The 12,376-nt window shown below is 59.3% G+C and carries 10 protein-coding genes; 7 read left to right on the top strand and 3 right to left on the bottom strand.

Annotation, left to right across the window (positions count from 1 at the left end):
• Positions 1-32 precede the first annotated feature (32 nt).
• From purB to BHD08_RS18475, 7 genes are all read left to right on the top strand, one after another.
• Positions 33-1,403, top strand: coding sequence for an adenylosuccinate lyase (gene purB / locus BHD08_RS18505; protein ID WP_125024081.1), 1,371 nt, complete (start codon positions 33-35; stop codon positions 1,401-1,403).
• A gap of 76 nt (positions 1,404-1,479) precedes the next feature.
• Positions 1,480-2,646, top strand: a complete 1,167-nt coding sequence (locus BHD08_RS18500) for a cupin domain-containing protein (RefSeq protein WP_125024079.1) — start codon at positions 1,480-1,482, stop codon at positions 2,644-2,646.
• On the top strand, positions 2,639-3,064 hold the full coding sequence (locus BHD08_RS18495; RefSeq protein WP_015276841.1) for a GNAT family N-acetyltransferase: 426 nt from the start codon (positions 2,639-2,641) through the stop codon (positions 3,062-3,064). Before BHD08_RS18500 ends, BHD08_RS18495 begins: the two co-directional genes overlap by 8 nt.
• A 6-nt stretch (positions 3,065-3,070) precedes the next feature.
• Positions 3,071-3,700 carry a histone acetyltransferase HPA2 gene (locus tag BHD08_RS18490; RefSeq protein WP_125024077.1) on the top strand — a complete coding sequence of 210 codons (630 nt, stop codon included), beginning with the start codon at positions 3,071-3,073 and terminating at the stop codon, positions 3,698-3,700.
• Positions 3,697-4,506 carry a secretin N-terminal domain-containing protein gene (locus BHD08_RS18485; protein ID WP_125024075.1) on the top strand — a complete coding sequence of 270 codons (810 nt, stop codon included), beginning with the start codon at positions 3,697-3,699 and terminating at the stop codon, positions 4,504-4,506. Before BHD08_RS18490 ends, BHD08_RS18485 begins: the two co-directional genes overlap by 4 nt.
• A 484-nt stretch (positions 4,507-4,990) precedes the next feature.
• On the top strand, positions 4,991-6,586 hold the full coding sequence (locus BHD08_RS18480) for an isocitrate lyase (RefSeq protein WP_125024073.1): 1,596 nt from the start codon (positions 4,991-4,993) through the stop codon (positions 6,584-6,586).
• 191 nt (positions 6,587-6,777) lie between these two features.
• Positions 6,778-8,772, top strand: coding sequence for a PhoX family phosphatase (locus BHD08_RS18475; protein ID WP_015276837.1), 1,995 nt, complete (start codon positions 6,778-6,780; stop codon positions 8,770-8,772).
• 16 nt (positions 8,773-8,788) lie between these two features.
• Here the strand turns inward: BHD08_RS18475 and BHD08_RS18470 are convergent, their stop codons facing one another.
• From BHD08_RS18470 to queD, 3 genes are all read right to left on the bottom strand, one after another.
• Complete coding sequence (locus tag BHD08_RS18470) at positions 8,789-9,883, bottom strand: AI-2E family transporter (protein ID WP_015276836.1); 1,095 nt, start codon at positions 9,881-9,883, stop codon at positions 8,789-8,791.
• A 123-nt stretch (positions 9,884-10,006) separates the two neighbouring features.
• Positions 10,007-11,323, bottom strand: coding sequence for a Na+/H+ antiporter family protein (locus BHD08_RS18465; RefSeq protein ID WP_015276835.1), 1,317 nt, complete (start codon positions 11,321-11,323; stop codon positions 10,007-10,009).
• Between the two features lie 218 nt (positions 11,324-11,541).
• A complete protein-coding gene (gene queD, locus BHD08_RS18460; protein ID WP_177412699.1) occupies positions 11,542-11,898 on the bottom strand; it encodes a 6-carboxytetrahydropterin synthase QueD in 357 nt (118 codons plus the stop codon).
• Positions 11,899-12,376 lie beyond the last annotated feature (478 nt).

Raw genomic sequence — 12,376 nt, 5'->3', positions numbered from 1 at the left:
CTCTTTTCGTTGCCTGTCCGAGAATGCCCTCTATGCAGCTTTCCTCGCTCACGGCGGTTTCCCCCGTCGACGGCCGCTACGCCGGCAAAACCAGCGCCCTGCGCCCGATCTTCAGCGAATTCGGCCTGATCCGCTGCCGTGTTCAGGTCGAAGTCCGCTGGCTCCAGCGCCTCGCTGCCCATCCAGGCGTTCCGGAAGTTGCGCCCTTCTCCAGCGAAGCCAATGCCGTGCTGAATCAGTTGGCCGAGAACTTTCAGCTGGAACATGCCGAGCGCGTCAAGGAGTTCGAGCGCACCACCAACCATGACGTCAAAGCGGTTGAGTACCTGCTCAAGGAGCAGGCCAAGCAGCTGCCGGAACTGGCAAAGGTCAACGAGTTCATCCACTTCGCCTGTACCAGCGAAGACATCAACAACCTCTCCCATGCGCTGATGCTTCGCGAAGGGCGCGACAGCGTCCTGCTACCGCTGATGCGCCAGATCGCCGAGTCGATTCGCAACCTGGCCGTGCAGTTCGCTGACGTGCCGATGCTGTCGCGCACCCATGGCCAACCCGCGTCGCCGACCACCCTCGGCAAAGAGCTGGCGAACGTCGTTTACCGCCTGGAGCGTCAGATTGTGCAGGTTGCAGCTGTTCCGCTGCTGGGCAAGATCAACGGTGCCGTGGGCAACTACAACGCCCACCTGAGCGCCTATCCGGATATCGACTGGGAAGCCAACGCGCGCGAGTTCATCGAAGGTGACCTCGGCCTGACCTGGAACCCCTACACGACGCAGATCGAGCCGCACGATTACATCGCCGAGCTGTTCGATGCCATTGCGCGCTTCAACACCATTCTCATCGACTTCGACCGCGACGTGTGGGGCTACATCTCCCTCGGCTACTTCAAGCAGAAGACCGTTGCGGGCGAGATCGGCTCGTCCACCATGCCGCACAAGGTCAACCCGATCGACTTCGAAAACTCCGAAGGCAATCTCGGCATCGCCAACGCGCTGTTCCAGCATCTGGCGAGCAAGCTGCCGATTTCTCGCTGGCAGCGTGACCTGACTGACTCCACCGTGCTGCGCAACCTAGGCGTCGGCTTCGCCCACAGCGTCATCGCCTACGAAGCCAGCCTCAAGGGTATTGGCAAACTCGAGCTGAACGCCGCCCGCATCGCCGAAGACCTCGACGCCTGCTGGGAAGTGCTGGCTGAGCCGGTGCAGACCGTCATGCGCCGCTACGCCGTGGAGAACGCCTACGAGAAGCTGAAGGACCTGACCCGCGGCAAAGGCATCACGCCAGACGCCCTGCAGGCGTTCATCGACGGCCTCGACATTCCGGCTGAAGCCAAGACTGAGCTGCGCAAGCTGACCCCGGCCAACTACATCGGCAACGCAGTTGCGCAGGCCAAGCGCATCTGAGCGAAACCATGCATGCACGCCCGGCTGTGCCGGGCGTTTTTATTTTCAGCTCTGCATATAGAGCAAGGTGTTACGCATGACTTCTAACATTCCACTTCAAATCCTGGGCGGCATCAGCGCCCGGGAATTTCTGCGCGACTACTGGCAGAAGAAACCTCTTCTCATCCGCCAGGCCATTCCGGACTTCCAAAGCCCCATCTCCCCAGACGAGCTGGCCGGCCTCTCGCTGGAAGAGGAAGTCGAATCCCGCCTTGTCATCGAACACGGCGAAAGCCCTTGGGAGCTTCGCCGTGGCCCATTTGCCGAGGACACCTATCAGCAGCTTCCCGAGCGCGACTGGACCCTGCTGGTGCAGGCCGTGGATCAGCTGGTGCCGGATGTTGCCGACCTGATCGAACACTTCCGCTTCCTCCCCAACTGGCGCATCGATGACGTGATGATCAGCTATGCCGCCCCGGGCGGCGGCGTCGGCCCGCATTTCGACAATTACGACGTGTTCCTGCTACAAGCGCATGGACAGCGCCGCTGGCGCATCGGGCAGATGTGCGACAGCGACAGTCCGATGCTCGCCCATGGCGATCTCCGGATTCTTGCCGACTTCCAGGGTACTGATGAGTGGGTATTGGAGCCTGGCGACATGCTCTACCTGCCCCCCCGCCTCGCCCATTTCGGCACAGCCGAAGATGCCTGCATGACCTATTCTGTCGGCTTCCGCGCACCGAGCGCGGCGGAGGTTCTGACTCACTTCACCGATTTCCTTGCGCAGTTCCTGCCCGACGAAGACCGCTACAGCGACGCCGATCTGCAGCCGACCGACGATCCGTACCAGATTCAAAGCGATGCACTGGATCGTCTGAAAGCACTGCTCGCAGAACACATGAGCGACGAACGCCTGTTGCTGACCTGGTTTGGCCAGTTCATGACAGAACCTCGCTATCCCGAGCGTGTAGAAGGTCCTGGCATCGACGAAGCCGAATTGCTTTCCGCCCTTGAAGATGGCGCCCTGCTGGTCCGCAACCCCGCTGCTCGCCTGGCCTGGAGCGAAGTGGATATCGGACTGCTACTGTTTGCCAGCGGACAAAGTCGGTTGCTGCCTGCCGGCCTGCGTGAATTGCTCAAGCTGATTTGCTCGGCAGATGCGCTGCATGCCGAGAACGTGGGCGCTTGGCTGAGCGACGATGATGGGCGTAGCCTTTTGTGCGAACTGGTCAAACAAGGAAGTCTGGAGTTTGCTGATGAATAGCGTTCAGGTACGGATTGCCGACTGGCAGCAGGATAATGCCGAGCTACGGCGTATCCGCGAGGCAGTTTTCATTGCCGAGCAGGCCGTTCCGCCAGAACAGGAATGGGACGCCGATGATGCTGACGCTATCCATTTTCTCGCTCTGGAAGGTGACTATCCGATCGGCACCGCCCGGCTGCTAGCCGATGGACAGATCGGGCGAGTAGCAGTGCTGCGTGACTGGCGCGGCATGAACGTCGGCGATGCGCTGATGCGTGCGGTCATAGCCGAGGCCGAACGCCGCGGCCTAGCTGAACAGAAGTTGACGGCTCAGGTTCATGCCACCGCGTTTTATGAACGCCTGGGTTTCGAAGTCGTCAGCGACGAGTTCCTCGAAGCCGGCATTCCCCATGTCGACATGCTCCGCCGCAGCCACTGAGCCCTCATGAGCGATAACGCCTCGGACGAACAAGAAGATCAGGCCGAACTTCCGGCCATCGACTTCCATTCCCCGGGGCGTTTTACAGTGCATAACCCTCAGGCTGACATCCCCGAGTCCGAGACTTGGGAAGTCGCGTCCTTTCAGTTAGGCCAAAGCACCCCACTGCAGCGTTTCAGCAAACCCATCGAGGTTCGCCAGCATACATTGGCCATGCTGCAGCAGACAAAGCGTTGCGTCTGCATCTTCACCACGGACCTCGAGCCTTGGCTGTATCACCACAGCAGCGTCCAACAGGCGTGCACCCGCCTGCTGCTGTCTCATCCGCGCAACCAGCTGCGCATTCTGGTCGCCGATCCAACACGGGCGATCAAGGAAGGCCACCGCCTCCTTCAGCTAGCCCGTCGGCTCACCAGCAACCTGCATATTCGCAAGCTGAATCCCGACCATCCCGCGACCAGCGGCGCGTACCTCATCGCTGACGACTGCGGTCTATTGGAAAGGCCCAAGGCTGACCAGTACGCCGGATATGCCTTGTATCGTGACCTGGGTCGAGTGCGTATGCGCCAGGCAGAGTTCGACAAGGCGTGGGATCATGGGCTGTCGGATGCGAACTTACGGAGCTTTCTGCTATGACCCTTCGTACCTTGCTGTTGACCGCCTCGCTCACTCTTTGCCTGCCACTACACGCAGCAACCGAGGTCATCCAGCTCAACAACCGCATGGCCGAGGATGTGATTCCCGTGGCCGAGTCTGTACTGGGCAATCAGGGCCGGGTCACAGCCTACGGCAATCAGCTGATCGTCAATGCACCTGACTCGATGATCAGCGAACTGCGGCGGGTAATCGATCAGCTGGATGTCGCGCCGAAGCGTCTGCTCATCAGCGTCGACACGCAGGACTCGGCAAGCAGTAGCGCAGGCGGTTATCAGGTCGATGGAAGCGTGCGTTCCGGTGACGTCGAGTTCGAAACCGGGCGCGGCGAGACCGGCGGTCGCGATCGGGTACGCATCATCCGTCGCAGTACCAACAGCCGAGATGGTGGAATTCAACAGGTGCAGGCCAGCGAGGGCTACCCAGCCCTGATTCAGGTTGGTCAAAGTGTGCCACTGACGACCCAGGGCACCGACGGTTACGGCCAGATTTACCAGCAGACGCAATATCGCGACGTTCTTCGGGGCTTCTATGCCACTGCGACCATCCACGGCGATCGGGTGCAGATCAGCATCAGCAGCACTCGTGATCGGCTCGCACAGGGCCGCAGCGGTGTGGTCGAGATGCAGAACGCCGATACCCGGGTCAGCGGTCGCGTCGGCGAGTGGATCACCATCGGCGGCATCGACGAAAGCGCGGACTCTGAACAGCGCGGCACGCTACGCCGCTATTCGACACAGGGCAGCCAGAATCTGTCGATGCGCCTGAAGGTCGATGTCCTGGACTGATAGCGGCCCCTTCTGCGCGACCCCAACGCGAGAATGTAGTGCCGCAAAAAAAACACTACAAAACGATTGACGATGCCTTTTCAGCGGAGCATTATTGCCCCGCTCCCGCTAACCAGGGGCCCTGGCAAGGGTCTCCGGGGCGTGCTCAAGCCAACCAGCCGAGCCGTTCCGTGACTGTACTGCCCACAAGGCGGACTGACGAGGTTGCGACTGGAACGAGTCGTCCTGAGGGACGGGGTAGCGATTGACGCATCAGCCAGACTGACCGCTTCTCGTTGTTGTAGCGCACACGGCAGCCACGCCGGCTGTGGGCGCAGCAACCGGAACCAGCCCGGCGATCGTATCCCCCCTTCTCTTGGTTCAATCCTCGTCCCAGTCGATATTTCGACGCTCTGCCGCGTGTTGCCCGCAATGATCAGCGATAGCACGTAGGTTTCGGTGGGAAAAGTCGGTGCTCAACCACACTTATTTTGAAGGATTGAACATGTCCGCATATCAAGACGACATCAAGGCAGTTGCCGCCCTGAAAGAGCAATACGGCAGCAGCTGGGCCGCTATCAACCCTGAGTCCGTCGCTCGCATGCGCGCCCAGAACCGCTTCAAGACCGGTCTGGAAATTGCTCAGTACACCGCCGACATCATGCGCAAGGACATGGCCGAGTACGACGCCGACTCGTCCGTCTACACGCAGTCCCTCGGCTGCTGGCACGGCTTCATTGGTCAGCAGAAGCTGATCTCCATCAAGAAGCACCTGAAGACCACCAACAAGCGCTACCTCTACCTGTCCGGCTGGATGGTTGCCGCCCTGCGTTCCGAGTTCGGCCCGCTGCCGGACCAGTCCATGCACGAGAAGACCGCCGTTTCCGACCTGATCGAGGAGCTGTACACCTTCCTGCGTCAGGCTGACAGCCGCGAACTGGACCTGCTCTTCACCGCCCTGGATGCTGCTCGTGAAGCTGGCGACAACGCCAAGGCTGCCGAGATCCAGAATCAGATCGACAACTACGAAACCCACATCGTACCGATCATCGCCGACATCGACGCTGGCTTCGGTAACCCGGAAGCCACCTACCTGCTGGCCAAGCGCATGATCGAAGCTGGTGCGTGCTGCATCCAGATCGAAAACCAGGTATCCGACGAGAAGCAGTGCGGCCACCAGGACGGTAAAGTGACCGTTCCGCACGCCGACTTCCTCGCCAAGATCGCCGCCGTTCGCTACGCCTTCCTTGAGCTGGGCATCGACAACGGCGTGATCGTTGCGCGTACCGACTCCCTGGGTGCCGGCCTGACCAAGCAGATCGCTGTGACCAAAGAGCCGGGCGACCTGGGCGACCTGTACAACTCCTTCCTGGATTGCGAAGAAGTTTCCGAAGCCGCTCTGGGCAACGGCGACGTCGTCATCAAGCGCGAAGGCAAGCTGCTGCGTCCGAAGCGTCTGCCGTCCAACCTGTTCCAGTTCCGTGCTGGCACCGGTGAAGCGCGCTGCGTACTGGACTGCATCACCTCGCTGCAGAACGGTGCTGACCTGCTGTGGATCGAAACCGAGAAGCCGCACGTTGGCCAGATCGCAGCCATGGTCGACGAAATCCGCAAGACCATCCCGAACGCCAAGCTGGTCTACAACAACAGCCCGTCGTTCAACTGGACTCTGAACTTCCGCCAGCAGGTGTTCGACGCATTCGTAGCCGAAGGCAAGGACGTTTCTGCTTACGACCGCGCCAAGCTGATGAGCGTCGAGTACGACGAAACCGAACTGGCCCAGGTTGCAGACGAGAAGATCCGTACCTTCCAGCGTGACGGTTCGGCTCACGCCGGCATCTTCCACCACCTGATCACCCTGCCGACCTACCACACCGCCGCGCTGTCGACCGACAACCTGGCCAAGGGCTACTTCGCCGACCAGGGCATGCTGGCCTACGTGAAGGGCGTTCAGCGTCAGGAACTGCGTCAGGGTATCGCCTGCGTCAAGCACCAGAACATGGCTGGTTCGGACATTGGCGACAACCACAAAGAGTACTTCGCTGGCGAAGCTGCTCTGAAGGCAAGCGGTAAAGACAACACCATGAACCAGTTCCACTAAGAACAGGTTCGCAGCTTCCAAAGCTGCGGTGTAGTGAAAAAGCCCCGGCACCTGTGCCGGGGCTTTTTTTTTCACAGCAGAAACGTTACATGCGCCTGCTCTTCGTCGGCCAAACGCACTACTGTCATTCTCTTGTCGCATATGCAATTTAGCGTCATGGCTCCGACAACAAATCGTTATGGAGCTGCGCCGTGATTACTGAGAACAAAGACATTCTGTTCGGCAACGGGGACGAGTTGCCCAGTAACCATTCAACGAATCCGCATATCCAGGAGGTGATCTCGATTGGTCGCCGCAAAGTACTCGCTGGCGGCGCAGCAATGGGCGCCTTGGCGTTTCTTGGCGCGTCGCTTCCCGGACTCGTACAAGCAGCCGAGCCTACGGCCCGGGAACTCAAGGATATTCCGTTCAAGCGCCGTACGCGCCTGCCCTTCACCCCGGTTGCAGTTACTCGCGCAGATGCCATCACGGTACCGGCCGGGTACTCCGCGACAACCTTCATCCCGTGGGGCACCCCTATTACCGGTCGCTATCCGGCCTGGCTCGAAGATGGCAGCAATAGCGCAGAAGATCAGGCTCAGCAGGTGGGCATGCATCACGATGGGATGCACTTCTTCCCGATGAACGCGAAACACGGCGGGCGCCAGAGCGACCACGGCTTGCTGGTCCTCAATCACGAGTATATCGACGCTCCCCTGCTCCACCGCAACGGCCCAACGGTGGTAGACGGCAAGCGCACCAATGTAGACGAAGTGCGTAAAGAAATTAACGCGCATGGCGTATCCGTCGTGGAAATCCGCCGCGGCCCACGAGGCGAATGGTCGGTACTGCCGACCGCCCGAAATCGCCGCATTACCGGCGCCACCCCGATGCGCATCGAAGGCCCGGCCAGTGGTCATGCGCTGATGCGTACGCGCTATAGCCCGAGCGGGACGTCGACCCGAGGTACCCTCAACAACTGCGCCAACGGCCACACGCCGTGGGGCACTTATCTGACCTGCGAGGAGAACTGGGCTGGTTACTTCGCCACCGCCGACAGTGAAACCCCACGCGAGCTCAGCCGTTATGGCATACGCGGCAGCGGCCGCTACGGCTGGGAGACAGTCGCGGGCGATGAGTTCGAGCGGTTCAATGCGACACGGATGGCCGAGGCTCCGCAGGAGGACTATCGCAACGAGCCAAACACCTTCGGCTGGGTAGTTGAGATAGACCCGTTCGACCCCAATTCAACCCCGGTGAAGCACACGGCGCTGGGTCGTTTCGCCCACGAAGGGCTGGTGTTCGCCCCAGTCAAGCCAGGTCGCCCCGTCGTCTGCTACTCGGGAGACGACTCGCAGAACGAGTACATCTACAAGTACGTCAGTCGCGACAAGTACCGACCGCAACGCAGCGATGGACGCCTGCTGGACGACGGCATCCTCTATGTGGCGCGTTTCAACGCCGACGGGAGTGGCGACTGGCTTGCGCTGGACCATGCAGACCCAGCGTTCCAGCGGGCCTGCGATGCTGCCGACGTGAAGTTCGCTGACCAAGGTGAAGTCCTGATCAACACCCGCCTGGCAGCAGACATCGTCGGCGCAACCAAGATGGACCGACCGGAGTGGGGTGCGGTGAACCCTGATACGGGCGAAGTCTACTTCACCCTCACCAACAACAGCGGCCGTCAGGAAGCCGACGCTTCCAACCCGCGGGCACCGAACCCGTTTGGTCATATCATCCGGTGGCGCGAGGAGAGCCGCGACTTCGCTGGAACGCGATTCAGCTGGGACCTCTATCTTCTCGCTGGCCCTCAGGAAAACAGCCGCAGTCCGAAAGGGAAACCACTCGACGACAGCAGCATCATGGCCAGCCCGGACGGGCTATGGTTCGATGACGAAGGCCGTCTATGGATTCAGACCGACATGAGCGGCAGCCAGCTGAGCGCAGGGCCATTTGGTAACAACCAGATGCTGGTATCCGACCCCAAAACCGGCGAGACCAAGCGGTTCCTGGTCGGACCCAAGGGCGCAGAGGTGACGGGGATCACAGCGACACCTGATTTCCGAACCCTATTCGTCAATATTCAACATCCCGGCGAAGGCTCGACGGCAACGAACTACACGAGCACTTGGCCGGACGGCCCGGGCCGCAGGCCACGTTCCGCGACCGTCATCATTACGCGTGAAGACGGCAAGCGCCTGATGTGATCGCTTAGGGGCTGGCTCACGCCGGCCCCTTTTCCCTTGAAGCCCTGTCCAGCTGCGCCATGTCAGACTCTTCCGGCGAAGTGAAAAGGCCCCAGGTAGAGATGAACAGTGCGGCCACCAATGGGCCGATAACAAAACCGTTCAATCCGAACAAAGCCAGCCCCCCCAACGTCGAAATGAGCACGACGTAGTCCGGCATTTTGGTGTCCTTGCCGACCAGAATGGGCCTGAGGATATTGTCTACCAGGCCAATCACCAAGATTCCGTAAAGCGTCAGTACCACGCCTTGCCAGATCGCTCCGGTCATCAGGAAATAGATCGCTACGGGCGTCCAGATCAGGCCCGCCCCCACCGCCGGCAACAACGACAGAAACGCCATCAGCACACCCCAGAGCAAGGCGCCTGATATCCCGAGCACGGCGAAGATAATTCCGCCCAGCGCCCCTTGGGTAATGGCTACGACAATATTGCCCTTGACCGTCGCTCGCACCACACGCGTGAACTTGTTGAACAACCGCCGCTTCTGCGCATCGCTGAGCGGAATGGCCTTTCTGATTCGTGCAACCAGCTCACGGCCATCCCGGATGAAGAAGAACAACAGGTAAAGCATCACGAAAAAGCTGATCAGAAACTGAAACGTACCCTGACCAAAGCTGAATGCCTTCGTCGCAAGGAACTGACTTCCCTCCAGGGCCCCGGACGCAAGCCGCTCACGCATCGATTCAAGATCCCCGAAACCGAAACGCTGCAACTGCAGTTGCACTGACTGAGGCAGCAGATCCCGCAAACGCGCTACCCAGCTGCCGATATCCAGCTCCCCGCTTTCGATCTGCTTGTAGAGAGTCGCGCCCTCCTGAACCAGCATCCCCGTAGTCAGGATGACAGGAAGAACGGCCACCAGCAGACAGACCAGCAGCGTGACGAACGCTGCCAGATTCCGTCGCTGATTGAGGCGCCGGTGTAGGTATCGCTGTAGGGGAGCGAAAATGATTGCGAGGATGACGGCCCAGAAAACTGCGCCGTAGAACGGCAATAGAATCCAGCCAAACGCGAGAGAAACCACCACGAGCAGTGCAAGAAAGACTTTTTGCTCGAGCGTCGAATTGACCATTGTTGACCCTGCCGCTGCGTTCAGTACTGTTTAGTCAACGGGCAGCGGTACGAGTGCGGGTCAGGCGATCAATCGATGTCGGGCCGTCAGCAAGCGGACGGCCCTAATCTGAACTCCGCGACGTTACAGGGTCATCGCCGCTAGCCAGCCGAAAGCCAACAATGGGAGGTTGTAGTGCAGGAAGGTCGGCACGACCGTGTCCCAGATATGGTTATGCTGACCATCTGCGTTCAGACCGGCAGTTGGCCCAAGAGTGGAGTCGGATGCCGGCGAACCGCCGTCTCCCAAAGCGCCTGCGGTTCCGACCAGGCTGACGATCGCCAGCGGGCTGAACCCTAGCTCCACGCCAAGCGGGACAAAGATCGCGGCGATGATCGGCACGGTAGAGAACGACGAGCCGATGCCGATGGTGACCAGTAAGCCGACCAGGAGCATCAGCAATGCACCAACAGCCTTGCTGTTTCCGATCCATTGAGTCGATGCATCTACCAGCAACTTCACCTCGCCGGTTTCACGCATCACTTCGGCAAACCCAGCGGCTGCAATCATGATGAAACCGATCATGGCCATCATCTTCATGCCATCAGTGAAAAGATCATCTGCCTCCCGCCAGCGCACTACGCCCGATACAGAGAAAATGACAAATCCCACGAGCGCACCGAGGATCATTGAGTCCAGCCACAGCTGGATCACGAATGCTGCCGCAACGGCTACCGCCGCTACCAACAGCGTCAGCGGGCTGTAGCTGACAGTACTCTTTTCAACCTGCTCGATCCGCGCAAGGTCATACTCGCGAGGTTTGCGATAACTGTAGAAAGCCACCACTAGACCCGCGACCATCCCCATCGCGGGGATAAACATCGCCTGCGTAACTTTGATACCGGTGACATCCACCCCACTCTTCGCAACGTTCGCCAACAAAATCTCGTTCAGGAAGATATTGCCGAACCCGACTGGGAGAAACATATAAGGGGTAATGAGGCCAAATGCGAGAACACAGGCAATCAAACGCCTATCCATCTTCATCTTCGACAGCACGAAAAGGAGCGGCGGAACCAGAAGCGGAATAAACGCAATATGGATAGGCAGAATATTCTGCGAAGACACGGCTACGGCAAGCAGCAAACCAATCATCAGCCACTTAATGGCGCCGGCACCCTGCGTACCTTGCTTGCCAACCAGGTTCAGCGCCTTGTCCGCGAGGGCGTGCGCAAGGCCGCTTTTCCCGATAGCCACGGCGAAAGCGCCGAGCAAGGCGTAAGACAATGCAACCGTTGCCCCGCCGCCAAGCCCCTTATTGAACGCGGCGAGACTGCCCTCGATGCCCAATCCACCGATCAAACCGCCGGCCAGCGCTCCTGCAATAAGCGCAACCACTACATGCACGCGGCATAGACTCAGGATCAGCATGATGCCGACTGCCGCAACAACTGCGTTCATTCGAATTCTCCATAGAAACGACCTGGGTCGCGTGAAAAGCGCCGTACTCTGCTACAACGAAGCGAAAGAGTCAAAAACAGGGGGTTCGAACAGCACGCCAATACTGGGCAGGCTCGATTGCTTCGCCTCTGCTTATATTTCGACGCTGGATTTGGATAGCCTCTACGACTCATTGAAGACTTTAAATCCATAGCGACTATCCAGCCCGGCAAAAGACATTAATCGCCTTGGTACTCGCAGCCACTGGTACAAGTTTCATGAATACGGATACGCGAAAGCTCTGGAAGCAAAGGCTTGAGCTCGTTCCAAATCCATTTCGCCAAGTTCTCGCTGGTGGGATTTTCCAAACCCGGAATGTCATTTAGGTAATTATGATCAAGCAATTCGTACAACGGCTTGAATATCGTTTTGATTTCGCCGAAGTCGCGAATCCAACCCGTATGCGGGTCAACCGGACCGCTGATGTAGAGAGCTACTCGAAACGAATGGCCGTGTAAACGTCCACATTTGTGCCCCTGCGGTACGTGAGGCAGGCGGTGCGCTGATTCGAACGTAAACTCTTTGAAGATTTCCACGATATCCACTCGCATTCTGGTCACTGAATCGAGGCGCGATTCTACGCGCTTTGACGAGCTGACACATGCACCACCCGCCGTGAGGCCGTGACAGGCAACCGGCAATCGAATTAATTAAGTGGTTCTAGGGGCTCTGGTTGATGACGCGGGTTCGCGAACACCTAGCGACGGTCGGTGTTGACCTGCTTATACAGCGGCCGGCGCGAAGCCGAACGAGGGCGACCTATAGCTACGACAACAGGTCAAGCACGGGGGCAACAATATGAATGCGGCCCATCGACGTCCGATACGAGTACCAAAGACGACCTGTAGGTCGCTGCACGGCTTGTAGAGCAGCCATCCCCTGTCGGCAACGTCCGACACCATCACTGGCGCTATCTGAAGCAATAGCTTGGACTTGGATACAGCCGCACACGGCCCTTCTGGTGAGGCGCGGCCTATTCCTCCCTCCCAACCCGAGCGGTTTGAAACCGGCCTC

Source organism: Pseudomonas sp. SCT, from assembly GCF_003864275.1.
In the GTDB taxonomy this organism is placed as follows: domain Bacteria; phylum Pseudomonadota; class Gammaproteobacteria; order Pseudomonadales; family Pseudomonadaceae; genus Stutzerimonas; species Stutzerimonas stutzeri_AE.
Note: the sequence above shows the minus strand (reverse complement) of the source record. Positions and strands in the feature narration are given on the sequence as shown.

Excerpts from the sequence above, each read along its gene's own strand:
- purB (WP_125024081.1), top strand. The coding sequence starts at position 33 with ATGCAGCTTTCCTCGCTCACGGCGGTTTCCCCCGTCGACGGCCGCTAC.
- BHD08_RS18490 (WP_125024077.1), top strand. The coding sequence starts at position 3,071 with ATGAGCGATAACGCCTCGGACGAACAAGAAGATCAGGCCGAACTTCCG.
- BHD08_RS18470 (WP_015276836.1), bottom strand. The coding sequence starts at position 9,883 with ATGGTCAATTCGACGCTCGAGCAAAAAGTCTTTCTTGCACTGCTCGTG.
- BHD08_RS18485 (WP_125024075.1), top strand. The coding sequence starts at position 3,697 with ATGACCCTTCGTACCTTGCTGTTGACCGCCTCGCTCACTCTTTGCCTG.
- BHD08_RS18465 (WP_015276835.1), bottom strand. The coding sequence starts at position 11,323 with ATGAACGCAGTTGTTGCGGCAGTCGGCATCATGCTGATCCTGAGTCTA.
- BHD08_RS18495 (WP_015276841.1), top strand. The coding sequence starts at position 2,639 with ATGAATAGCGTTCAGGTACGGATTGCCGACTGGCAGCAGGATAATGCC.
- BHD08_RS18500 (WP_125024079.1), top strand. The coding sequence starts at position 1,480 with ATGACTTCTAACATTCCACTTCAAATCCTGGGCGGCATCAGCGCCCGG.
- BHD08_RS18480 (WP_125024073.1), top strand. The coding sequence starts at position 4,991 with ATGTCCGCATATCAAGACGACATCAAGGCAGTTGCCGCCCTGAAAGAG.